The following is a 22,701-nucleotide window of genomic DNA, read 5'->3' on the forward strand; positions in this document are numbered from 1 at the left end:
AAGTCTTGTGTGCACCTGAATATTCCAAAAAAGGTCCTTTAATACTGTTACATAACAGTAATTGTAATAATAACGATGAAAAAAGACAATTACTATAACAGGTCACCAACCAATTTTGATATAATAGTGTAAGTTTATCCTGACAGAATAGGACTTATTAAATTATATTGTCATATAGGGATTTTTAAAAATCTAATAAGGTAATTCGTGAGACTATCTGCCAGCCTAACCATCACATCTAAATTAGTGAATTCCAAAAGGGGGGTTTTCCAATGCACTTGAATGAAGAGGAATTGGAAGTCTTGAGAATCATTGAAAATAACAGCCGGATTGATATGAAGGATTTGGCTAAAATGACCGATCAATCTGAAGCGGACATTGAAATAACATTGAAAAAATTAGAAGATATGCGGGTTATTGTGCGTTATTTGACGGTCATTAACTGGGCAAAAGTGGATGAATACCATGGTGTCACAGCGATGATCGATGTAAAAGTCACTCCAAAACGCGGCGTCGGTTTCGATGAGGTCGCAAAAAGGATTTACAAATTCAAAGAAGTCGAGTCCGTTTATTTAATGTCAGGGGCTTATGATCTTTCAGTCATCGTCGAAGGACGTTCGATGAACGAAGTGGCAAGCTTTGTTTCGGAAAAACTTTCGACACTGGATTCCGTCATTTCTACGACGACTCACTTCATTATGAAAAAATACAAGCATGATGGCACGATTTTTGATCAAACTGAAGAAGATAAGCGGATAGTGGTGTCACCATGATTAAAACGAGTTATGTTTCAAAAACGATTGCAGAGCTTAAACCATCAGGCATCCGCCGTTTTTTCGACCTGGCAGCCAATTTGGAAGGGGTCATCTCCCTTGGTGTGGGTGAACCGGATTTCGTTACATCTTGGGCAGTTAGGGAAGCGGCGATCAACTCCTTGGAGGAAGGATATACCTCTTATACAGCCAACGCCGGTTTATTTGAATTAAGGTCGGAAATCAGCTGGTATATGGAGAAGCAGTTCCATGTTTCCTATAGACCGGAGGATCAAATCATTGTCACGGTCGGAGCAAGCCAGGCTCTCGATATTGCCCTGAGGACGATCTTGAACCCAGGTGAAGAAGTCATTGTCGTCGAGCCTTGTTTCGTCGCCTATGCACCGCTTGTGACCATGGCAGGGGGAATACCGGTCACGGTCCAAACATCCAAGGAGGATGACTTTAAGTTGACTCCCCAACAACTCGAAGCGGCGATCACGCCTAAAACGAAGGCCGTTTTAATCTGTTCGCCGAATAACCCGACGGGAACCCAGCTTGGGCAGGAAGAATTAGTGATGCTAGCTGACATCGTTAAAAAGCATGACTTGCTGGTGATTTCCGATGAAATCTATGCCGAACTTGCTTATGATGAGAAATTCACTTCTTTTGCTGCCATTGACGGCATGATTGAGCGGACAATTGTCATCAATGGGTTTTCGAAAGGGTTTGCGATGACTGGATGGCGTCTTGGGTTCGTTTGTGCACCTAAGGAAATTTCTGAAGCGATGCTTAAGCTTCATCAATATGCGATGATGTGTGCGCCGACCGTTGCGCAGCATGCTGCATTGGAAGCTTTAAAGCACGGTATGCAGGATGTGGAAGAAATGCGTCGCAGTTATCGGCGAAGACGGAATTACATCGTGAAATCATTTAACGAGATAGGTCTAGATTGCCATAATCCCGGAGGGGCTTTTTATGCTTTTCCTTCAATCGAGAAAACCGGTATGACTTCGATGGAATTTGCTGAAAAACTTCTGACGGAAGAACTTGTGGCCGTTGTACCGGGTGATGTGTTCGGGGAAAGCGGTGAAGGCCATATCCGCTGTTCCTATGCATCCTCCATGGAACAGCTTCAGGAAGCGCTTAGAAGGATGGAACGTTTCATGAAGAATCATTGCCAATAAAAGCAAAAAAAATAGGGATCCGGCCTTTAACAGCCGGATCCCTTTCCATAGGGGGAATTAGAAAAAAGAGTTAATCTAATGGATTAACATAGAAAGTGTTAATCATAGTATATCCAGTACCCTGAAAAAAAATACACATACTAAGGGCCTTTTTTTTGAATTAGGCTTGTGTTTTATATAAAGTATGCATAACATTCAGAATTTGTTCTTCGCTAAAGTCCTTGGCTGTTCTTAGAATGAGCTCCGCTTTTTTTGTTCCGATTTCTTCAATCAATTTTTTTATGTCCTCGTCGATACCATCATCGTTCCCAGTTGGAGCATCCTTCAGGAATTCCGAAGCTGGAATATCAAGAACGGTGGAAAGCCGTAAAATCATTTGTGTATCAGGAACCGATTCACCCGATTCATACTTTTCAATCTTCTTAGTGCCGATTCGTAATTTCAAAGCCAGTTCCTGTTGAGTGAGGTTGTGTTCTTCTCGGTATTGCCGGATGTTCTTCGCGATATTTGACATAGACAGACACTCCTTAGGAAATATATTTTTTTATGTAATTATTTTACCATATTATTACTTAAGGTTAGAAAATGAATATGTAGGTTTTGTGAAAAAAATGCCGCTTCGAGAAATATCGAAACGGCATGTTGAATGTTAAATGAGATTAGTTGACTTAAGGAATACGAGTATGATCATCACCGGTACGATGTAGCGAATCAGGAAGTACCAAAGTTTAAAAAGTGATCGGCCTGAATCAGCACCGGATTCGAATTCCTTTTGTACCTCGAGCCTTTTCATCTGATAGCCTATGAAAAGGGATATGAACAAGGCGCCGACTGGCAGCGCGATATTGCTTGTCAGATAATCAGCGAAATCGAATATGGATAAATTGAAAATCTTCACATCCGAAAGCACCCCGAATGATAATGCGCTTGGAATCCCAATTAAGAAGACGGTGATACCAGCTATCCAAGAAGCCTTCCTACGCTTTGCAGCATCACCCTTGATCATGGCGGCAACGACGATTTCGAGAATGGAGAATGCCGTCGTAAGGGTGGCAAATAATAATAATATGAAGAAAATGAACATGAAGATCCCGCCAAGCGCCATTTCATTGAAGACGGCAGGCAACACGACAAATACTAGTCCAGGTCCGCTTGAAGGGCTGAAACCTAGTGCGAAAACAGCCGGGAAGATGACCAAACCTGCCAGCAAGGAAATGAAGATATTCAGTCCAACTACCGAAAAGGCCGATTTTGTAATATCTTCTTTTTTGCTTAAATAGGATGCGTAGGTTACCATCACGGATACACCGACACTCAGTGCAAAGAAGGATTGGCCCAGTGCCAATAGGATCGTTTCCCCTGTTAATGCGGAAAAGTCCGGCATCAAGAAGAATTTAACACCTTCCATCGCTCCATCCAGAGTCAAGGAACGGATAAGAAGAATAATGAAAAGAATGAACAATGAAGGCATCATATATTTATTGGCCTTTTCAATTCCCTTGGAAACGCCGCCTTGCACGACCCAAATGGTAAAGACCATGAAGAATAACTGAGCGATAACCGTTTCATAAGGATTACTGATTATCGTATTGAAGAAGTTTCCATATTCTTCTTGAGTCAAGTTTGAGAGGGAACCTCTAAAGCTTCTTGCTAAATAAGAGATGATCCAGCCTCCAACAACACTGAAGAAGGAAAGCAGAATGATGGAAGCGACGACACCGCCATATCCGATCAATGCCCAAGGCTTTCCCGGGGCGATATGTTTATATGCGCTAATGGCATCTTTCTGTGCATTGCGGCCAATCGTGAATTCCGCTATTAATATCGGTGCACCGATAAGCAGGGTGAATAAAATGAAGAGCAGGAAAAAGGCCCCTCCACCATTTGACCCAGTCATATATGGGAGCTTCCAAATGGCACCCAATCCAATAGCGGATCCAGCGGCTGCCAGGATGAACCCAAGTTTTGATGTCCATTGATCTTGTTTTGACATGATGGAAAAACTCCTTTAGATGTAAAAAATATCTAGCTGTATATCACTTTTTTAAAACATTTTCTCATCTTACTATGATTATGGGGAATTGAATAGTGTTTTAATATTACAATCTTTAGAAAAATGAGTAAATATCTTAAGGGAAATAGAGGTTATTTGCAAATTTTTAGGATAAGTTATAAATAAAGATCTTATAATATTTATTATTTCCAAAAAACAAACATTTTTAATGAGTAAAATCCTAAAAAGTATGGTATACTTAACTTTGATTATTTTCCAATTATGTGATATAATTTTTTATTGCGTGAAAAGACGAAAAAATATATATAAAATAGGAGTGTTACCATGTCTGAAAAATTCGAAATTGGTGCGGTAGTTGCTGGTAAAGTAACTGGTATTCAACCATACGGTGCATTTGTTGCTCTAGATGATTCAACTCAAGGTTTAGTTCATATTTCTGAAATTACTCACGGCTTCGTTAAAGATATCAACGAACATTTAAAAGTGGGCGATGAAGTGAAAGTCAAAGTTCTTTCAATCGATTCAGCTGCTGGAAAAATCGGCTTATCGATCCGCGCTACAGAAGAAGCTCCTGAGCGTACTGAAGCTCCGAAAAAAGCTCCGAAAAAACGCCAAGCATCTGTTAAAGCGACATCTCACATCGAATCTACTGAAGGTTTCAACACATTGAAAGACAAACTTCAAGAGTGGATCGAACAATCTCAACGCGAAGACTTAATCAAAAAATAATTTTGGGAACCGGCAGATCCTTCGATCAGCCGGTTTTTTTTTGTCCATGAAATAAAGCCGGGTCATGTGTTTATCCATGGTCCGGCTTTATTTTATAAAACATAAACAATGTCCATGGTCATGACATCAACGAGTCGGTTTGGTTTCAGGCTCTCTGGAAATTTCAGGACTTGGTTTAAAGAGAAGACCAAGATTAATGAGACCGGCAATTCCAACTAATCCATAAACGATACGGGCCAATGCGGCATCTTGCCCTCCGAAAATAGAAGCGACCAAGTCAAATTGAAAAAATCCTATTAAACCCCAGTTGATTGCCCCGATTATTGTAAGAACAAGTGCAGTTCTTTGTATTCCACTCATTGTACAGCCTCCTTTTTTTGAAAAAATCAGTTCTTTACTTATCATGCTTTTTCATCATGTAAATATACATTTGCACAAAAGTTCCGGGCGGATATTTTGTATTTAAATGGAACATTGGTCATAATGAATAAAAGAAAAACTAGCACTTGGCTCTATGGACAATTCATAAAACGGAGTCATGTGGCACTTAAAGGAGAGATATACATTGGAGAATTTCACTTATAAAAATCCTACTAAAGTAATTTTCGGGAAAGGTCAGCTTGAAAGTTTAAAAACTGAAATTCCTGCGTATGGCGATAAAGTGTTACTTGTATACGGTGGAGGAAGCATAAAGAAAAATGGCTTATATGAAAAAGTGGTCAATGCCTTGAAAGAAATTGATGCAGAGGTGCACGAACTTTCCGGAGTTGAACCGAATCCACGCATCTCAACAGTCCGAAAAGGTGTTGATCTTTGTAAAGAACATGGTATCGACTTTGTCCTTGCTGTTGGAGGAGGAAGCGTCATCGACGCTACAAAGGCCATCGTTGCGGGTGCTAAATATGAGGGGGATCCATGGGATCTTGTCATTAAGAAGGCGCCAGTCGAAGAGGCGCTTCCATTCGGAACGGTACTGACTTTAGCTGCAACCGGCTCTGAGGCGAATTCCGGATCGGTCATAACAAACTGGGAAACAAAAGAGAAATATGGATGGGGGAGTCCATTGGTATTTCCGCAATTCTCCATTTTGGATCCGGAAAATACTTTTTCGGTACCAAAAGACCAAACGGTATACGGAATGGTCGATATGATGTCACATGTATTCGAAACGTACTTTCATCCGGAAACGCATGCGCCGCTTCAAGACCGTTTTTGTGAATCGCTGTTATCGACGGTGATTGAAACGGCACCTAAACTATTGGAAGATCTTGAGGATTATGAGCACCGGGCCACTATCCTGTATGCCGGAAACCTAGCCTTGAATGGGTCGCTTGGGGTTGGGTACAGCGGTGATTGGGCAACTCATAACATTGAACATGCCGTTTCAGCCGTTTATGACATCCCGCATGCAGGAGGATTAGCCATCTTGTTCCCGAATTGGATGAAGCATGTGCTCCGTGAAAATGTCGCACGCTTTAAACAAGTTGCAGTCCGTGTATTCCATGTGGATCCGGAAGGTAAAACTGATGAGGAAGCGGCTCTTGAAGGCATTGAAAGACTTAGGTCATTTTGGAGCAGCTTAGGGGCGCCGACCAATCTTTCGGATTATGGCATCGATGACTCACAATTGGAAGTCATGGCTGATAAAGCGATGAGCAGAGGGGAATTTGGACGATTCAAAGTCCTCAACCGTGAAGATGTCCTTGCCATATTACGGGCTTCATTATAAACAAGTGATATGATTCTTTCTCCCGCCTTGTCAGGTGGGAGATTACTTTATAACCATATTTCGTTATTTACCTGATCGATTTCTTGATTATGAGAATTACATCAGATAAAGTGAAGGGGAAACTAAAGAATTCAAGGAGGAATTTGAATGGCGCATATTCGTTTCGATTATACAAAAGCCCTGCCGTTTTTCGGGGAGCATGAGATTACCTATTTACAGGATGCTGTAAAAGTGGCACACCATTCCCTGCATGAGCAGACAGGGGCAGGCAATGAATATCTTGGCTGGCTTGATTTACCCGCCAATTATGATAAAGAAGAGTTCTCAAGGATCAAAAAAGCGGCCGCAAAAATAAAAGAAGATTCAGATGTGCTGCTGGTTATCGGAATCGGCGGATCATACCTGGGAGCACGAGCGGCAGTTGAGATGCTTCAACATAGTTTTTATAACATTTTACCGTCGGATAAAAGAAATGCACCGCAAATTCTATTTGTGGGTAATAATATAAGCTCTACATATATGCAGGACGTAATGGACCTATTGGAAAATAGGGATTTCTCGATCAATGTCATCTCTAAATCCGGTACGACCACGGAGCCTGCACTGGCCTTCAGGATTTTCCGTAAACTGCTGGAACAAAAATACGGTGTTGAAGAAGCTAAGAGCCGCATTTATGCGACCACTGATAAAGAAAAGGGCGCATTAAAAACGGTTGCAACGGAGGAAGGTTTCCAAACTTTCGTCATTCCTGATGATGTTGGCGGACGTTATTCGGTCTTAACGGCAGTAGGGCTGCTTCCGATTGCTGTCAGCGGGGCGGATATCGATCAAATGATGGAGGGAGCCGAGCGGGCAAGGGCGGACTTCAGTTCTTCCGAGCTAGGTGAGAATCAGGCATACCAATATGCGGCGGTCCGGAATATCCTTTACAATAAAGGGAAAACGATTGAAATGCTGATAAACTATGAGCCTGGACTTCAATACTTCTCTGAGTGGTGGAAACAATTATTTGGAGAAAGTGAAGGAAAGGATCAAAAAGGGATATTCCCTTCATCGGCCAACTTTTCGACTGACCTGCATTCATTAGGGCAGTATGTTCAGGAAGGACGGCGTGACCTTTTTGAAACAGTCATCAAAGTGGAAAAGGCCCGTCATGAAATCTTGATTGAAGAAGCGGAAAATGACTTGGATGGCCTGAATTACCTTTCAGGTGAATCGGTGCAATTCGTGAATAATAAAGCCTTTGAGGGTACGCTGTTAGCCCATACGGACGGTGGCGTTCCCAACCTGATCGTAACGGTTCCGCAACTCGATGCTTATACTTTTGGCTACCTTGTATATTTCTTCGAGAAAGCATGTGCAATGAGCGGATACTTACTGGGTGTAAATCCATTTGATCAGCCTGGAGTGGAAGCTTATAAGGTGAACATGTTTGCTCTTTTAGGCAAGCCGGGTTATGAAAAGAAAAAAGCTGAGCTCGAACAACGCTTATAATATAAAAGGCATCAAGCTGGAATAACATCCAGCATGATGCCTTTTTTTCGTTTGAAAAGCTAAGGTAGTGTCAGGCGAAGAGAAAGAAACTTCACAAAAGCGTAAGGGGAGCTTGGAAGCGATTCCTTTTGTCAATCGAAGGAACAATGGAGGCATTCCATGTTTTTTTTAAGCCACTTTGGTTAAGCTAATAGAAAATTAGCGAAAGAGGTTTTATACAATGATTAAAATTTCTTCTCAGTTGGAAGGGAAAACATTCGGTTTATTCGATCTGGAGACGAAGTTAAAACCTGAAGGATATGCGATTGGCGGAGGATGGGATTATGACCATGGGTCTTTTGATTATAAGATTGATGACAGTGATGGCTACCAATTCTTGCGAGTCCCTTTCAAGGCTGTTGATGGTTCACTCGATCAGGACGGGGTAATGGTCGAACTTTTACAACCGTTTTTGTTATCTCATAAGTACGAGGACGGGATTGATGATGAAGGAAATATCGGAAACCTTTCCGCTTCCTTCAATCAGTTTGCTGAGCCTGAAAATAAGGATGCCGAATTTCCGGAAAACTATATTTCATATGGAAAAACGCTTGTCCGTGATTTGGAAAAGCTTTTATTACATTAATCTTCAATGATGAGCAGGGTGTCATCACGATGTATGATTACATCTCCAGGGGGCTTGATTAATGTCTTGCCTCCTGAAATGATGCCGACCAATAATATGTCTTGATCAAATAGCTTAACGTTCAACTGTTTAAACGTCAATTCCACCCAGTCATCCTGGATGGGCAGCTGTTTGAGGTTCAATCCATCCCGCTCTTTTTGCTCTTCGGCTTCCACAATGATTCCCTTCGATAAGCAATCCTGCATATATTCACTCGCAAATTTATTCGTTTCGACTATACCGTCCGCTCCAGCCCGTAAAGCATTTTCCTTTTGTTCATGCGTCAATATTTCCACAAGACAATACACATGCGGATTCAGCCCTTTGACGGCCAGTAACGTTAAGATTGAGAACATATCCGTTTGCAGCTCGTCTTGCTTAAGATCAGCCGTGATAAGGACGCGTATGGCTTGTTTTATATTAGCTTTCTGCAAAACGGAATCCAATGTAGCTTTTCCTTGGACAAAGTGGATATTCGTTCTTGGAAGCGGGTGCTTTTCCAGCGTATCATCGATAAGGACAATGGATTGATGATGTTTGCGATCATGAATGTTTTGGATGATTCTCTTGGAACGGCCATTCCAGCCCACAATGATAATATGTCCGCCGCCGCCGTATACTTTCTTTCCTGTTAGAAATTGCTGTTCATTGGAAATGGAAATTTTGGCAATGTACGCAAAATAAGAGGTGATCAGGCCGGCGCCCGACAAAATAAGGACCATCCCAATGATTCTTCCAAGATTTGTAACGGGAGTGAAATCTCCGTAACCCACCGTTGACATAGTGACGATTGCCCACCAGATGCCATCAAGTAAAGTGGGGAATCTCTTCGGCTCCACAATGTGGATCAAGACCCCGAATGAGAGTAAAAATAATGCAATGATAGAAAGCAATCTGATGAAACGCGGAAATCTGGGAACGGTGCTGATGTATGGACCGATTCGAATCATGTTTTCTCACCCCTTAAGCTGTTCCTTTTAGTATGGTCAAAAAAGACTTGGCTCATAAGGGTGCGATAGACAAACTTTGAATAGAATATCGGCATATTACCGAAAGTTGCCAATCGATTTTTGGGTAAATGATAAAAGCCCTCCGGATGTTGTCGGAAGGCTTTTAGTGCTGAGTCACGTATCCTGAACTGGACTTCATGCTCGATGATTGATTATATGCCCGTTTGCGTTTCGGTATTCCTCAATCTTTTCTTAGACCCTTCTCCGTACGTTAAAATTATCACTGATGAGCAGCCAGTTTTGAGGGAAGGCTAGGCCGAGCTTCCAATAACTCATTCCCCTTAGATTCAGTTCTTTGATCAAATCGAATTTTGCCTGAATGGACCTGGCATCTTCAAACCACACCTCATGCTGCCTATCCTCTATATCGGTATAGTTGAAGTGCGGGGCCTGTGCGGTTTCATCATACTCGATGGAAACATTATTGGCCGCCGCAATCTGGATGGCCTGCTGCGGACTCACGGCCCTGGCAGTGGATCCCTGTACAAAGGGCAGGGTCCAATCATAGCCATATAGATTCTGCCCCATCAGGATCTTGTTGGAGGGAATATCGGTGACGGCATACTCAAGAACCTCCCGAACAGGCCCGATCGGGGACACAGCCATTGCCGGTCCTCCGCTATATCCCCATTCATAAGTCATGATGATAACGAAGTCGACGATTTCACCATGTGCTTTATAGTCATGTGCCTCATACCAACGGCCTTTTTGCTCAGCACTTGTTTTAGGGGCAAGTGCTGTGGAAATGAACCAACCCTCTTTCTTGAATCGTTCTTTGGCTTTTCGGAGAAATTGATTATAGGCTTCTTTATCGGCCGGCCTTAAATACTCAAAGTCAAAGTGGATATCCCGGAAGCCATATTTCTTTGCCGTTGTAACGATATTGTTCAGGAACTTATTCTGAACGGAAGTATTCGTTAAGATGATTTGACCGAGTTCATCGCTGAATTGGTCATTTTCCTGATTCGTGATCACCATCATCAGGACATTTTTATTTTCCCTGGCGATGGCAGGGAAGTCATTGAGCAAAGGCTCTTTCAAGGAGCCGTCACGAAGCGCCTGGAAGCTGAATGGGGCTAAGTAGGTTAAATAGGGCCCAGCTTCCCTGGCGGCCGTTACAAGGGCCGGTGCAACCGTCGTACCCCGCGGCTCGACATAACCGTTGAATTCGGCGGTCCTTTTCTTCCGTGCCGGAATATAGAGCCGGTATCCAGGGGAAAGGATTTGATTTTCGGAAATGCCATTTATTTTTGCCAATTCTTGAAAAGGGACATCAACCCTTTGGGAAATGGAATAAAGACTATCGCCCGGTTGAACGAAATAATAGCTGCCGACGATTGGAATGACAAGGGCCTGCCCCGAAACAAGATTATTTGGGTTAGGGATCTTATTTGTTTCCACGAGCCTGTCAACGGTTACGCTGTACGTCTGGGCGATGCCATATAGCGTCTGGCCTGGCCTAACCACATGTATTTGCAATTTCTTTTCCCTCCTACTGAAAGTTTCCTAACAGTTTATGAGCATAAAAAGAAATTCATGATAAAGAGCTTAGGATTGAGAGAAACATAGATAAAAAAATACAATAAATTGGCAATAATAATTTAAGCTTAAAATGCTAATTAATATTAGTAGGAGGTGAAAACACATGGCAAACAACAATAACAGCAATCAACTTTTAGTATCTGGTGCAGAACAAGCTCTACAACAAATGAAAAATGAAATCGCTAGTGAATTTGGTGTAAACCTAGGTGCTGACACTACTTCTCGCGCTAACGGATCTGTTGGTGGGGAAATCACAAAACGTTTGGTTCAAATGGCTGAACAACAACTAGGCGGTTCAAACTTTTCTCGTTAATTAATTGAATAAATATGGATTAGAAAGAGAAGGAGTATCGCTCCTTCTCTTTCGCATTGTTCAGCCATGCGACTGCCAAGCTTTTAAAATCTTGATTGCCTTTTCAGGGAAATCGGTCATGATGACGTCGACTCCCAACTCTGCCAGCTTGACGATGTCGGCTTCATCATTGGCGACCCAAGGCCGGATTTTATATCCAAGTTTTTTCGCTTTTTCATTAACTGCTGGAGTCAGGCTGTTTTTATCTGGATGAAAACCAGCTTCTTTTTTATCACGTAAGATTTCTTCGAAGTTTTCAGGAAGCCCCTCGAACAATAATGCACGTTCAAGGTCTGGGGCAAGCATCTTCACTTTTTCAATGGATTGATGGTTGAAGGAAGAGAGGATCACCCGGTTTTCCATTCGATATTGACGAATTAAATCAATAATCTTCTGTTCAATTCCTTCGTAGGCGAGTTTATCCGTTTTGATTTCGATATTCATCAATAAAGCATTTCCTTTTGCCCAGTCGAGAACTTCCAGTAAAAGAGGAATCCTCTCCCCAAGGAATTCACTGGAAAATTTGCTCCCGGCATCAGCCGTTTTCAACATTTGTGCCGAATGATCTTTTACATAACCGGTAAGGTTGGTCGTTCGATCAAGTGTTTCGTCATGGATGATGACCAATTCCCCATCAGAACTGAGATGGACATCAAACTCGATTCCCTCAGCACCGATTTCTGCCGCCTTTTGGAATGCGGCCATGGTATTTTCAGGATGCGTCCCCTTGGACCCTCTATGGGCGAAAATCAGTATGTTTTGCAAATTCATCACTTCCCCTTTAAACTTTATCTTGAACCCTATCATACATGTATCACTGAATTGTTTCAGCAATGTTTAATAGACAATATTTTAAACAACGAGTAAAATACATATGATATTTCCATAAATAGGTGTTCGAATTATGAGGTGAATAAAATGAATATGTGGGAAATTTTTGTTGCAGTTATCCTTGGTCTTGTAGAAGGATTAACTGAATTTGCTCCTGTATCGTCTACAGGGCATATGATTATCGTCGATGATTTATGGCTGAAATCGAAAGAGATTTTCGGAAGTGAAGTGGCCAATGCGTTTAAGGTGGTCATCCAGCTTGGTTCGATCCTCGCCGTGGTCGTGCTCTTCTGGGGGCGATTCATGGACTTGCTTGGTTTAAGGAAGCTGAAAGGCACATCCGCTGTGAACGGTCCAAAGCTTAACCTATTGCAGATCTTTGTTGGATTGTTGCCGGCTGGCGTTTTAGGACTATTATTCGAAGATTACATTGATGAACATTTATTTACGATGAAGACGGTTATCGTCGGATTATTCTTGGGCGCGTTTTTGATGATTGCTGCGGATAAATTCCGTCCAAAGCTGACTGCTGAAACGGTTGACCAAATCACTTATAAACAAGCTTTCGGTGTAGGTTTAATTCAATGTTTGTCACTGTGGCCGGGATTCTCGCGTTCAGGCTCGACCATTTCCGGTGGGGTGCTTTTAGGAATGAGCTATCGCGCTGCTTCCGATTTCACCTTCATCATGGCGGTGCCGATCATGGCTGGTGCCAGTCTGTTAAAAATTGTGAAATACTGGGAGTTCTTCACACCTGATGTTCTGCCATTCTTTATTGCAGGTTTCATCAGTGCATTTATCTTTGCGTTATTCTGTATCCGCTTTTTCTTGATATTAATCAATAAAGTTAAATTGACTCCTTTTGCCATTTACCGGATCGTCTTGGCAGTCGTGCTTCTATTCATTATTTGGTAATACGAAAAGAAGCTTGAAAGAGGAGAGGAAATCACCCCGTTGATTAGGGGTGATTTTTTTTGTGTTCAAAAAAAAAGCTGTAATTCCAGAAAATGTATGACGAATGATACTTAGGTTTTATAGTTTTTAATTCGTTATTTTAGAGTAAAATATCAATAATTCTTTTTATAATAAAAAAATATTCGGTTTTTAGTGATGTTTCAGACATAATTAGTAAAAAAAATATAATTGTAATAAAGTTCCCTGAGCTTAGTGATACCAACGTGTCTTGGAATTTATCTGAATATTCAAATGATTACATAAACTATTTCCATATAATTTATATGATATAATTTTAGTATAAATAAAGTACATGTGTACACCTGGGGAGGACAACATGGGAAATGACCAATTGAAGAAAACGATTGGCTTTTGGGTTGGAACATCTATTGTAGTTGGTACAGTTATCGGTTCTGGTATTTTCATGAGACCTGGTGACGTGCTTGAGTTAAGCGGTAATTCAACCATGGCCTTATTAGCTTGGCTGATAGGTGGTCTCATTACCCTTGCAAGCGGATTGACGATTGCGGAAGTGAGTACACGGATTCCTAAAACGGGCGGCTTATATGTCTATATGGAAGAAGTGTACGGAAAAGCATGGGGCTTCCTATGCGGCTGGGTTCAGACATTGGTGTATGGACCTGCAGTCATGGGCGCACTCAGTTTATACTTCGGGTTATTAGTTGCAGGAATATTTAATCTCGCTTCAGGCTACACTTTGGCGATAGGGATTTTTACGATCGTATTTATAGCAGGCATGAATCTTCTGGGGACAAAATACGGCGGTATCATCCAAACCTTATCGACCGTTGCTAAATTGATCCCCATCATTTTCATAGCTGTGTTCGGTATCGCACAAGGTGATATGCCTGTATTTAATATCAACAGTGAAAGTTCAATGAAAATCAGTATGGCCGGTGCCATTTTGGCTACGCTCTGGGCGTATGATGGCTGGATGAATGTCGGCTTCATGGCAGGGGAGATGAAAAACCCGCAGAAAACGCTGCCGCAGGCAATCATAACGGGATTGGTCGTGGTCATGGTCGCTTACTTGGCTGTGAACCTTGCCATGCTTTCTGTATTGGGGGCAGAGGGAGTCATAGCTCATGGTACGAATGCCGCGAACGTTGCGGCCACGATGCTATTTGGTGAATTGGGCGGGAAATTGATAGCAATCGGAATAGCGATTTCAATATTCGGTTGCTTGAACGGGAAGCTTCTGACCTTTCCGCGCATTACCTTGGCGATGGCGACTGATAAAATGATGCCAGGCCATAAACAAATCGGGAAAATATCGCCTAAGTTTAAAACGCCAATAAATGCGACGGTACTGCAAGTGATCATTGCAATCATCATGATGGTTGCAACAGACCCTGATAAACTTACCAATATGGCTGTATTCTCCGTCTTCTGTTTTTATGGATTAGCATTCTTCGCGGTCTTCATCTTACGCAGAAAAGATCCGGATGCGAAAACTTATAAAGTGCCGTTTTACCCATTCATCCCCATCGTGGCGATTGCTGGCGCAATATACATTGTTGTAAGCACGTTAATCGATACACCTTTAAATGCCCTGTACTCGGTGATCATCCTCATTATAGGTATGCCAGTGTACTGGCTCCTTAAAAAAGGTGAGCGGGATGATAAACGTTCATATTAATGAAAAACCCTTCACTGCATGCAGTGAAGGGTTTTTTGTGTTGCTGGAACAAATCTTTCCCTTGGGACAAAAGTGACGAAATAGACAACTCGGAAACTTCGTATTAACATAGGGGAAAAGTTAAATAGTGAAGGGTCTGAACAAAAGTGAATTATATCGAGCCTGCTGGTAAATCATTCAGGAAAACAATCTTGGCTTTATTTCTTGGTAGCTTTGTAACGTTTGCGGATCTGTATAGTACCCAACCGGTCATTCCGGTTTTCGCAAAGCAATTCGGAGTCTCTCCCGCAATGGCAAGTCTTACATTATCTTTCGCAACTGGAACGCTTGCCATCTGTTTATTGCTTGTTTCTTTTTTTTCGGAAAATATCGATAGGAAAAAAATAATGGGGACGGCGCTCACCCTGTCTGCATTGTTATCCATATGTGTCAGCTTCATCCAGGATGACCTATACATCCTTATCGCAATACGGGCGATTCAAGGAGCCGTGCTTGCAGGTTTCCCGGCAATTGCGATGGCCTATATCAATGAAGAATTTCATCCGAAAAGCCTGGGCTATGTGATGGGAATCTATGTGAGCGGTTCGAGTATCGGCGGATTGGCTGGCAGGCTGATTGTCGGCGTGCTGACCGACCATTTCTCTTGGAACATAGCGATTGGAAGCCTTGGGGCTTTAAGTTTGGTCATCAGTCTGGCTTTTTGGTGGATGCTTCCGCCTTCACAGCATGCCGTCCGCGCAGGAGTCTCATTGTCGAGAATCAAAACCTCCCTTATCAATAACTTAAGGAATAGCAGACTAGTACTCTTATTCGGCATGGCCTTCCTATTAATGGGCTCGTTTGTTACCGTTTATAACTTTGTGGGTATACCTTTAATGGGACCGCCATATCATTTATCACAAACATTGATTGGCTTCATTTTCATAATCTATCTTGTGGGGACATTTAGTTCTACATGGATGGGAAGGCTTGCCGATCAATATACTCGGAGGCTTGTACTTCTTACCGGAATCGCCATCATGCTGATGGGCGCCATTTTTACCTTATTGGATCCGCTTTTGCTGAAAATAATGGGGCTTGCACTGTTTACATTTGGCTTTTTTGGAGCTCATTCAATTGCGAGCAGCTGGGTCGGAAGCCTGGCTGATAAGAGTGAAAAGGCACAAGCATCTGCATTATATCTCCTGTTTTACTATGCGGGATCAAGTGTGGTGGGGGCATCGGGCGGTTTATTCCTGATGAAGTTCGGCTGGGGAGGGGTCATCTCGGCTGTATCCATTCTGATCATCCTGGCTGCCGCTTGTGCGATGATGGTTGAAAAAGTGAAAATCGTTAAATAAAATGATCTTTTCTATCATGTTTTTCCGGAATCCTGAATATAATCTAGTGAAAATGGATATTGAATAATAGATTGATAAGAGAAGAGGGTAATAGATAGAGTGAATCGAAAAGCAGTAATTCTCATTGGGTTAATAGCCGTTTTAATTATATTATTCGTTGTATACTTAACAAGTCCGGGCAGATTGGAAAAGGTGGAGATTGTTGAAAAATACTATCCTCATTTCTCCGATGGCAAGGCAGTCGGTTTTAAGACGAACGAAGTCATTGATGTGACGGAAACCGAAGAGGGATCTAATTGCGCAATGAAATTCAGCAATGGGAAAACGTTGGAAATTGATTGTGACCGTTATTTAACATACAAAATTGATGAAACAGTCTATATTACCACAGAAGGAAACCATGTGAAGGAAATCCGGAGAAAAAGGTAGTGGCTTTTCAATAGTTAATGACGGGAGAGCTGAGTTTGCTTAATGAACAAACTCAGCACTTTTATTTTATCCAATGGAAAAACCCAGGCCATTTCGGACTGGGCTTTTTCATTTTTCATCTTTGCTTTTACTTTTATCCTTTTTATTGCGCCGAAGTACATCCAAGATTCGCGGCTGTTATTTTTACTGTTTATGAGTTCGACTAAATCGCTCATGTTTTCAGATACGAAGTCTTGTTGATCTTTTTTCATGGTTATCCCTCCAAGTCATATAGCATAATACCCTTATAAAGAAAAGGGTAAACGTCTATTATCATATTGGTAATAGAAGGATTTTATATCCTTAACCATTCATTATTTGATAAAATGTGATAAAAGCCCTGTATGGGAGGTCTACATGGAAGAATTAAGAATGATCGGTGAAAAAATTGAAAAATTTAAATATATCTTAGTGGAGCATATCGAGTTGTTTGAAGAAGAGGAACCGCTCTATGATTTTGAAACCAGTAAAGAGGTACGGTCAAAGCTTATTCAAATTCATGCAGATGCCTTGATTCATGGAAAGGCACAAGCGATGGAAAGTATGAAAATAACGGGAATGGAAATGGGTAAGCGCATCGTGGATATGGGCATTCCTTTAGATAAGAATATTGAGGAAGCTCAACTTGTGCGTAACCTTTTCTGGAGTTTCATTGAAGAAGAAGTAAGCAATCGCTATTACTCGATTGAAATTCTGCTAAAGGCAAGCTCGATAATTGATGCAATCCTGGACCAATTCATACACTGTGTGAGTATCAGTTACGTGAATCATTATAAAGAAATGGCGAAAATAGCAAACGATTCTTTGCAGAAGATAAAAGAAAACCAAGAAGTCATGGAGGAATTATCCACCCCGATCGTTCAGACCGTTTTAAAGGATGTGCTGCTCCTGCCGTTGATCGGACGCATTGATGATTGGAGAATGGAGTCGATGCAATCGACGGTACTGCAAAAATGCGCAGATCTGCATACGGAAGTATTGATCATGGATTTCTCCGGAATTACCTTTACAAAGGAAAGCAATATGCTCTCCCTGCTGGATCAATTAGTGGGGGCACTGGCGTTGATGGGAACGGAAACGATGTTTGTCGGCTTTACCCCTGATGTCGTGAAAGAGATCGTCAAACTTGATTTCGCAAATCAGGTAAAAGCCTTCCTATCATTCAGGCAGGCCCTGGAATATCTGTTTAAACAAAGAGGGCTGGCTCTTAAGCCATTATGATGGAGGTATCCTTTTTTAGGGTATCTTTTTTTCTATATCATGTAGTTCCTAGGAAGCTTTCATATTTTATCGTCCATCGATATTTCTTCATGATATAGTAAATGGCGTGAGGGCATGTTGATTTTCATTTAAGTAACGTGAATAATGTAAAGCGTGTAAGAAAGGTGGACGAAGAGTGTTTTTCAAGAAAAATGAAGAACCTGATCATAACGAAAAATGGTATTGTGTAGGAATCATGACGGATAATGGGCTGGAGGACGAAGAATATGATGTTTTGTCCAAACACATCCTCGACTCGGTCCAAAATGTCTCGGTCATATCGGACCTGGTAAGGGTCGAATGGGATCGGGATAAATTGCGAGCCTTGACTGAACGTTTTCAGGCCCCATCATTTTCCGACCCATGTTTTATCATTAATGAATTCATACCAGAGGATATAAAAAAAGAAAGAAAACTTCTCGAGAAAACTCATAAATGGAAGAGGCTCTTTGGTCTTCTCTCCCCGATTGAATACATGGAAGCCGAGACGAAGGCGGCCCATGACTTTGATAAGGCTCTCTTTTATACAGACGATGCAGATAAAGTCATTGAATACATTATTGCAAATAGCTAGCATCCCTGTCACATCGATACATTGTATCGGTGTTTTTGCATTTATTTAATGTTTATCGGAGCAATTTCGCGTAGTAATTTGACCTAGTGGGAAAAATTCTGGCCTTGTGTGGGAGTAATTCGAGCTTGCACGGTAACGATTCGATCTAGCGCGGTAGTAATTCGAGCTTGCACGGTAACAATTCGACCTAGCGCAGGAAAAATTCGTCCTTGAACCTTTCCGACCTTACGGAAATAAAAAGAGAGAATGTAAGGATGTTGGTAGGAAAGATGGGTGGAAACGCGGAATATCTTAAATAGAAAGAAAGAGAGTTTTAAGGGGAGAGGGAGATGAATCGATGGAAGTTGCCGTACCTCAGCAAAAGCCAAAACGGAAGTGGAGAAAGCGGGTGCTATGGAGTTTTGGAATCCTGATTATACTTTTGCTGTCTTTCTTGATTGCTGCAAATGTATTTCTTTCAAGATCCTTGCCGGAAACAAAGGGGGAAATATCGCTTCCAGGTCTTTTGAAACCGGTTACGGTGGTGAGGGATTCAAGTGGGGTCCCGCATATCAACGCAGCGAATGAACATGATTTGTATTTAGCCCAAGGGTATATCCAAGCACAGGATCGTTTATTTCAAATGGATTTAAGCAGGCGTCAGGCTTCAGGAAGATTGAGTGAAGTGATTGGTGAGAAAACCGTCAAAAATGATAAGTATTTCCGTACACTTGGGTTGAGGCGGGCGGCTGAAGCCTCTTATGCAGCATATACAAGTGATGGGAAAGAAGCCTTGGATGTGTTTGCCGAGGGGGTAAATCTTTATATCGATGAATTGAAGGAGAATGGGAAATGGCCGGCGGAGTTCACTTTGCTTGGATACGAACCAGAGCTGTGGACACCCGTCGATTCGGTGACCATCGGTAAATATATGGCCTTTGATTTAGGCGGGAACTGGGAGGATCAGGCGTTTAGGCAGTATTTGCTGCAAACGTTCCCAAAGGAAAAAGCATATGATTTATTCCCTAATTATCCAAAGAGCGCTCCATATATCATCAGCAAGGAAGAACTGGATATTGAAAAAAGTTTTGCCGGGGCCGTTATTCCTTATGAATTCAACGGCAGCAATAACTGGGTCGTTTCAGGCAAGAAAACGGATTCCGGTCAGCCGTTATTGGCCGATGATCCCCATCTGGGATTAGCTACACCGTCCGTTTGGTATCAAATGCACTTGGAGGCCCCGTCGGTCAATGTGAGCGGTGTTATTTTTGCGGGGATTCCGGGAATCATCCTCGGTCATAATGAAAAGGTCGCTTGGGGTGTGACCAATACCGGTCCGGATGTACAGGATCTGTATATTGAGAGAAGAAACCCGGAAAACGAGAAAGAATTCTCCTATAAAGGTAAATGGGAAAAGGCTGAAATCCTGGACGAACCCATCAAGGTGAAGGATGGTAAAACAATTGACTATAAAGTGACGGTTACCCGCCATGGACCGGTTGTCTCCGAGTTTGCCGGGAAAAGCGGAAAAGATACCGTGCTTGCATTAAGGTGGACGGCACTTGATCCATCTGCCGAGCTTGAAGCGGTATTGAATATGAATAAAGCGGGAAGCTGGAAAGAATTCGAAAAGGCCCTCTTGCAATTCGAAACGCCGGCACAGAATTTCGTCTTTGCCTCAGTCGATGGGACCATTGCCTATAAGGCGAATGGGAAAATCCCAATCCGGAAAAAAGGCGATAGTATGCTGCCTGTACCTGGCTGGACGGATGAATTTGAGTGGAAAGGCTATATTCCCTTTGATGAACTTCCAAAAACGGTGAATCCGGCAGAGGGATTCATTTCGACAGCGAATAATAAAGTAACCTCAGATGATTACCCTTACCACATCAGCAATAACTGGGCACAGCCGTACCGTCAGATGAGGATACAGGAGTTTTTAAAAGCCAATAAAAGGCTTACGGCCGAGGACATGCAAAGCCTGCAGATGGATAAGGTGAATTTGCAAGCTAAGGAGTTTGTTCCTCAATTCGTGGATGTATTGAAAGGTCCATGGGGGAAACAGGAAGACCAGGCACTAACGATTCTGAAGAAATGGAATCATATTGATTCCGTAGATGAAGCGGCACCGATGATTTTTAATGTCTGGATGAGAAAAATAGGGGATGTTCTGCTGAAGGAAGAAATACCGGAGGAAACCCTCAACCTCTTTAATGGAAGGCGTTCGGCCGTCGATGAACTACTGCGGCGGGCACTGGATGGTAAGCCGGGCCCTTGGATTGAAGAGGCAGGCGGACTTGAGCAGGTGCTTGCCAAGTCGCTGCAGGAGACTTTAACGGAACTGGAAGAATCACAAGGTGACGATATAGCTGATTGGGAATGGGGAGACTATCATCAGGTAAGGTTTAACCACCCGCTATCGAGTGTCGCCCCGTTAAATTATTTATTCAACAGCGGCGGCGGAGTGCCGGTAGGCGGCAGCAGTGTCACCGTACAGGCGGCGGCATTTTTAGATGATGGAACCGTTAATCATGGCGGCTCCTGGAGATTTGTCATCGACCTAACTGACATGAATAACGGGTATCACCTCGTTGGCCCGGGTCAATCAGGTAACGTGAAAAGTGAGTGGTACAACGATCAGCTTGATGATTGGGCAGAAGGTACTTATCACAAAACCACAATCGACGATCCAAAAGGTAATAAGCTGACATTGAAACCATCATACTGATTTTCAGAAAAAAAGTACCAAGTCCAGCATGATTGCTCTGGACTTGGTACCTTTTCATTGTTTTTGTTTAGTAAAGAATTCTGCAAGGAACTCCTCAAAATTAGGGGCCTCGATTGCTGCGATTTTTTCATATGATTCAATGATCTTGAGTTTAATTTCTTGCTCCAGATCATTCCGGTCTTGATAGTTCGTGTTATTTAAAGATTTTTTTATTTTAGGATTCAAAGAGTCTATTAGATCCATCAATTCTTCTTTTGACAGTTTTTTATCCACAATGGCTTTTCTCCTTTCTAACATATACCTCATCCATATAGTGCTTTCGAAGTTTTTTTAGAGCTTGTTTACGGATGCTTGAGATATTCTGTGGCGACTCTTGGAAATAGGCAGCAATTTCCTTGTTGGATAGGCCGTAGGAAAAGATCATGGTCAGCACCAGGCTTTGTTTGGCTGTTAACTTCTTCAAGGCTTTTATCATCTCTTCATCACTTATGTGTGAAGTGAGTTCATTCGTTTCCCCCATCTTTTCAAGTTGAACGTCCAAAGTGCCGATTCGATCGATCAATCCGCCAGTATCCCTTGGTGCCGCATCAAGTACCATTCGATAGCGTTCCCGCTGCTTCCGTGCCCTTTTATCAAAATCAACAGAGAAAAAGTAAATTAAGGAGCACATGTATTTGTATACTTTAGCCCGGTAATAGAAAATTTTGAAAGTCTCGTTGAGATGACCAATGTTGTGGGAAGAAGGGGAATCAAGAGTTTCAGTAAAAATCCTTAAATGCTCTGGGTTCTGTAAAAATACTTGAATGATCGGTTGTTCAAAGAAAGATGAGTACTGTTGCTGCAGAAACTCCAATGAATGAGAAAAAAAATGAGAAGTTAATTGGTTCATTGTTATCCCTCCTTTAATTAATAAAGTGATAGACAAGGGGAATAAATCAATTATATAGGAACATTCGTTCTTTTTTCCATGAATCAATAGTGCTAGATTGATTTTTTTAAACAAGTTTCACTTTAGATATCAGATACAAGAAAAGGGGTGAAGAGGATGATGATTGAGGATGCTACTCTGTGGGTTTCATTAGTTAGCGAATTTGGCTATCCATTCGTCGTTTCTATGTTTTTGCTCTTCCGCTTCGGTAAACAATTAAAAGAACTGACAACGGACGTAGAGAACTTAAAAAAGTCCGCTCATAAAACGAAAAAACGATAACCTCAGGACGTATGTGCCAGGTGATAAACACCGAATTTCGGATTCTATTCAAAAAAAGGGTCCGGAATTCGGGTATAAAGAAATGGGTATTAACTGAAAATCAAGACTTTGCTACATCCCCCCTTAAACTCAAGTAAAATAATGGTAAACCATTATTTGGAATATAGCACAAAATAGGTAAAAAATAATCGTCATTTGGAATCATTTTACTGCTATAATTCATC

The 22,701-nt window shown here is 42.0% G+C and carries 24 protein-coding genes; 15 read left to right on the plus strand and 9 right to left on the minus strand.

Annotation, left to right across the window (positions count from 1 at the left end; translation table 11 throughout):
- Positions 1-272 precede the first annotated feature (272 nt).
- Positions 273-773 carry an Lrp/AsnC family transcriptional regulator gene (locus J7E52_RS05620; RefSeq protein WP_214744036.1) on the plus strand — a complete coding sequence of 167 codons (501 nt, stop codon included), beginning with the start codon at positions 273-275 and terminating at the stop codon, positions 771-773.
- Positions 770-1,939 carry an aminotransferase gene (locus tag J7E52_RS05625; RefSeq protein ID WP_214744037.1) on the plus strand — a complete coding sequence of 390 codons (1,170 nt, stop codon included), beginning with the start codon at positions 770-772 and terminating at the stop codon, positions 1,937-1,939. Before J7E52_RS05620 ends, J7E52_RS05625 begins: the two co-directional genes overlap by 4 nt.
- Positions 1,940-2,099: 160 nt before the next feature.
- Here J7E52_RS05625 and J7E52_RS05630 read toward each other — a convergent pair whose 3' ends face one another.
- Together J7E52_RS05630 and J7E52_RS05635 are read right to left on the minus strand one after the other, a co-directional pair.
- Positions 2,100-2,453 (minus strand): helix-turn-helix domain-containing protein, encoded by a 354-nt coding sequence (locus J7E52_RS05630; protein ID WP_214744038.1) that lies wholly within the window; start codon positions 2,451-2,453, stop codon positions 2,100-2,102.
- A gap of 135 nt (positions 2,454-2,588) precedes the next feature.
- Positions 2,589-3,932 carry a sodium-dependent transporter gene (locus J7E52_RS05635; RefSeq protein WP_214744039.1) on the minus strand — a complete coding sequence of 448 codons (1,344 nt, stop codon included), beginning with the start codon at positions 3,930-3,932 and terminating at the stop codon, positions 2,589-2,591.
- A gap of 345 nt (positions 3,933-4,277) precedes the next feature.
- On the opposite strand from J7E52_RS05635, the gene yugI reads away from it, so the two are divergent.
- Positions 4,278-4,682 (plus strand): S1 domain-containing post-transcriptional regulator GSP13, encoded by a 405-nt coding sequence (gene yugI, locus J7E52_RS05640; RefSeq protein ID WP_063234086.1) that lies wholly within the window; start codon positions 4,278-4,280, stop codon positions 4,680-4,682.
- 126 nt (positions 4,683-4,808) lie between these two features.
- On the opposite strand, the gene J7E52_RS05645 is transcribed toward yugI, so the two are convergent.
- Positions 4,809-5,042: a DUF378 domain-containing protein gene (locus tag J7E52_RS05645; protein ID WP_214744040.1), complete on the minus strand. Its 234-nt coding sequence runs from the start codon at positions 5,040-5,042 to the stop codon at positions 4,809-4,811.
- A gap of 205 nt (positions 5,043-5,247) precedes the next feature.
- Between J7E52_RS05645 and J7E52_RS05650 the strand changes: the two genes are divergently transcribed.
- The 3 genes from J7E52_RS05650 (at position 5,248) to J7E52_RS05660 (ending at position 8,530) form a co-directional block, all read left to right on the plus strand.
- A complete protein-coding gene (locus tag J7E52_RS05650; protein ID WP_214744041.1) occupies positions 5,248-6,411 on the plus strand; it encodes an iron-containing alcohol dehydrogenase in 1,164 nt (387 codons plus the stop codon).
- Between the two features lie 147 nt (positions 6,412-6,558).
- Complete coding sequence (locus J7E52_RS05655; RefSeq protein WP_214744042.1) at positions 6,559-7,905, plus strand: glucose-6-phosphate isomerase; 1,347 nt, start codon at positions 6,559-6,561, stop codon at positions 7,903-7,905.
- Between the two features lie 220 nt (positions 7,906-8,125).
- Positions 8,126-8,530 carry a YugN-like family protein gene (locus tag J7E52_RS05660; protein WP_214744043.1) on the plus strand — a complete coding sequence of 135 codons (405 nt, stop codon included), beginning with the start codon at positions 8,126-8,128 and terminating at the stop codon, positions 8,528-8,530.
- Here the strand turns inward: J7E52_RS05660 and J7E52_RS05665 are convergent.
- On the minus strand, positions 8,527-9,519 hold the full coding sequence (locus J7E52_RS05665) for a potassium channel family protein (RefSeq protein WP_214744044.1): 993 nt from the start codon (positions 9,517-9,519) through the stop codon (positions 8,527-8,529). The genes J7E52_RS05660 and J7E52_RS05665 overlap by 4 nt on opposite strands.
- Before the next feature lie 252 nt (positions 9,520-9,771).
- The gene (locus J7E52_RS05670) at positions 9,772-11,058 is read right to left on the minus strand and encodes a glycoside hydrolase family 18 protein (protein WP_214744045.1); all 1,287 of its coding nucleotides are present in this window, start codon (positions 11,056-11,058) and stop codon (positions 9,772-9,774) included.
- Between the two features lie 166 nt (positions 11,059-11,224).
- Between J7E52_RS05670 and J7E52_RS05675 the strand changes: the two genes are divergently transcribed.
- Complete coding sequence (locus tag J7E52_RS05675; protein ID WP_034310322.1) at positions 11,225-11,434, plus strand: alpha/beta-type small acid-soluble spore protein; 210 nt, start codon at positions 11,225-11,227, stop codon at positions 11,432-11,434.
- Between the two features lie 60 nt (positions 11,435-11,494).
- On the opposite strand, the gene J7E52_RS05680 is transcribed toward J7E52_RS05675, so the two are convergent.
- Positions 11,495-12,244: a glycerophosphodiester phosphodiesterase gene (locus J7E52_RS05680; protein WP_214744046.1), complete on the minus strand. Its 750-nt coding sequence runs from the start codon at positions 12,242-12,244 to the stop codon at positions 11,495-11,497.
- 147 nt (positions 12,245-12,391) lie between these two features.
- Between J7E52_RS05680 and J7E52_RS05685 the strand changes: the two genes are divergently transcribed.
- The 4 genes from J7E52_RS05685 (at position 12,392) to J7E52_RS05700 (ending at position 16,687) form a co-directional block, all read left to right on the plus strand.
- On the plus strand, positions 12,392-13,219 hold the full coding sequence (locus tag J7E52_RS05685) for an undecaprenyl-diphosphate phosphatase (RefSeq protein WP_286197471.1): 828 nt from the start codon (positions 12,392-12,394) through the stop codon (positions 13,217-13,219).
- A 376-nt stretch (positions 13,220-13,595) separates the two neighbouring features.
- Positions 13,596-14,918: an APC family permease gene (locus tag J7E52_RS05690; RefSeq protein ID WP_214744047.1), complete on the plus strand. Its 1,323-nt coding sequence runs from the start codon at positions 13,596-13,598 to the stop codon at positions 14,916-14,918.
- Between the two features lie 146 nt (positions 14,919-15,064).
- Positions 15,065-16,258: an MFS transporter gene (locus J7E52_RS05695; protein ID WP_214744048.1), complete on the plus strand. Its 1,194-nt coding sequence runs from the start codon at positions 15,065-15,067 to the stop codon at positions 16,256-16,258.
- A gap of 99 nt (positions 16,259-16,357) precedes the next feature.
- Complete coding sequence (locus tag J7E52_RS05700) at positions 16,358-16,687, plus strand: hypothetical protein (protein ID WP_101223592.1); 330 nt, start codon at positions 16,358-16,360, stop codon at positions 16,685-16,687.
- Between the two features lie 14 nt (positions 16,688-16,701).
- On the opposite strand, the gene J7E52_RS05705 is transcribed toward J7E52_RS05700, so the two are convergent.
- Positions 16,702-16,938, minus strand: a complete 237-nt coding sequence (locus J7E52_RS05705) for a hypothetical protein (protein WP_214744049.1) — start codon at positions 16,936-16,938, stop codon at positions 16,702-16,704.
- A gap of 145 nt (positions 16,939-17,083) precedes the next feature.
- Here J7E52_RS05705 and J7E52_RS05710 point away from each other — a divergent pair, with 145 nt between their 5' ends.
- The 3 genes from J7E52_RS05710 (at position 17,084) to J7E52_RS05720 (ending at position 21,267) form a co-directional block, all read left to right on the plus strand.
- Positions 17,084-17,947: an STAS domain-containing protein gene (locus J7E52_RS05710; RefSeq protein WP_214744050.1), complete on the plus strand. Its 864-nt coding sequence runs from the start codon at positions 17,084-17,086 to the stop codon at positions 17,945-17,947.
- A 175-nt stretch (positions 17,948-18,122) separates the two neighbouring features.
- Positions 18,123-18,560 (plus strand): hypothetical protein, encoded by a 438-nt coding sequence (locus J7E52_RS05715; protein ID WP_214744051.1) that lies wholly within the window; start codon positions 18,123-18,125, stop codon positions 18,558-18,560.
- Positions 18,561-18,897: 337 nt separating this feature from the next.
- On the plus strand, positions 18,898-21,267 hold the full coding sequence (locus tag J7E52_RS05720) for a penicillin acylase family protein (protein WP_214744052.1): 2,370 nt from the start codon (positions 18,898-18,900) through the stop codon (positions 21,265-21,267).
- A gap of 54 nt (positions 21,268-21,321) precedes the next feature.
- Here J7E52_RS05720 and J7E52_RS05725 read toward each other — a convergent pair whose 3' ends face one another.
- A complete protein-coding gene (locus J7E52_RS05725; protein WP_214744053.1) occupies positions 21,322-21,540 on the minus strand; it encodes a hypothetical protein in 219 nt (72 codons plus the stop codon).
- Positions 21,533-22,156, minus strand: coding sequence for a sigma-70 family RNA polymerase sigma factor (locus J7E52_RS05730; RefSeq protein WP_214744054.1), 624 nt, complete (start codon positions 22,154-22,156; stop codon positions 21,533-21,535). Before J7E52_RS05730 ends, J7E52_RS05725 begins: the two co-directional genes overlap by 8 nt.
- A gap of 156 nt (positions 22,157-22,312) precedes the next feature.
- On the opposite strand from J7E52_RS05730, the gene J7E52_RS05735 reads away from it, so the two are divergent.
- Positions 22,313-22,477, plus strand: coding sequence for a YvrJ family protein (locus J7E52_RS05735; protein WP_286197472.1), 165 nt, complete (start codon positions 22,313-22,315; stop codon positions 22,475-22,477).
- The last annotated feature ends 224 nt before the right edge of the window (positions 22,478-22,701 follow it).

The sequence above is a fragment of the Bacillus sp. ISL-34 genome, assembly GCF_018613325.1.
Classification (GTDB): Bacteria; Bacillota; Bacilli; order Bacillales; family DSM-1321; genus Peribacillus.

Excerpts from the sequence above, each read along its gene's own strand:
- yugI (WP_063234086.1), top strand. The coding sequence starts at position 4,278 with ATGTCTGAAAAATTCGAAATTGGTGCGGTAGTTGCTGGTAAAGTAACT.
- J7E52_RS05735 (WP_286197472.1), top strand. The coding sequence starts at position 22,313 with ATGATGATTGAGGATGCTACTCTGTGGGTTTCATTAGTTAGCGAATTT.
- J7E52_RS05710 (WP_214744050.1), top strand. The coding sequence starts at position 17,084 with ATGGAAGAATTAAGAATGATCGGTGAAAAAATTGAAAAATTTAAATAT.
- J7E52_RS05620 (WP_214744036.1), top strand. The coding sequence starts at position 273 with ATGCACTTGAATGAAGAGGAATTGGAAGTCTTGAGAATCATTGAAAAT.
- J7E52_RS05625 (WP_214744037.1), top strand. The coding sequence starts at position 770 with ATGATTAAAACGAGTTATGTTTCAAAAACGATTGCAGAGCTTAAACCA.
- J7E52_RS05655 (WP_214744042.1), top strand. The coding sequence starts at position 6,559 with ATGGCGCATATTCGTTTCGATTATACAAAAGCCCTGCCGTTTTTCGGG.
- J7E52_RS05685 (WP_286197471.1), top strand. The coding sequence starts at position 12,392 with ATGAATATGTGGGAAATTTTTGTTGCAGTTATCCTTGGTCTTGTAGAA.
- J7E52_RS05665 (WP_214744044.1), bottom strand. The coding sequence starts at position 9,519 with ATGATTCGAATCGGTCCATACATCAGCACCGTTCCCAGATTTCCGCGT.
- J7E52_RS05705 (WP_214744049.1), bottom strand. The coding sequence starts at position 16,938 with ATGAAAAAAGATCAACAAGACTTCGTATCTGAAAACATGAGCGATTTA.
- J7E52_RS05645 (WP_214744040.1), bottom strand. The coding sequence starts at position 5,042 with ATGAGTGGAATACAAAGAACTGCACTTGTTCTTACAATAATCGGGGCA.
- J7E52_RS05720 (WP_214744052.1), top strand. The coding sequence starts at position 18,898 with ATGGAAGTTGCCGTACCTCAGCAAAAGCCAAAACGGAAGTGGAGAAAG.
- J7E52_RS05690 (WP_214744047.1), top strand. The coding sequence starts at position 13,596 with ATGGGAAATGACCAATTGAAGAAAACGATTGGCTTTTGGGTTGGAACA.
- J7E52_RS05730 (WP_214744054.1), bottom strand. The coding sequence starts at position 22,156 with ATGAACCAATTAACTTCTCATTTTTTTTCTCATTCATTGGAGTTTCTG.
- J7E52_RS05675 (WP_034310322.1), top strand. The coding sequence starts at position 11,225 with ATGGCAAACAACAATAACAGCAATCAACTTTTAGTATCTGGTGCAGAA.
- J7E52_RS05635 (WP_214744039.1), bottom strand. The coding sequence starts at position 3,932 with ATGTCAAAACAAGATCAATGGACATCAAAACTTGGGTTCATCCTGGCA.
- J7E52_RS05660 (WP_214744043.1), top strand. The coding sequence starts at position 8,126 with ATGATTAAAATTTCTTCTCAGTTGGAAGGGAAAACATTCGGTTTATTC.
- J7E52_RS05630 (WP_214744038.1), bottom strand. The coding sequence starts at position 2,453 with ATGTCAAATATCGCGAAGAACATCCGGCAATACCGAGAAGAACACAAC.
- J7E52_RS05680 (WP_214744046.1), bottom strand. The coding sequence starts at position 12,244 with ATGAATTTGCAAAACATACTGATTTTCGCCCATAGAGGGTCCAAGGGG.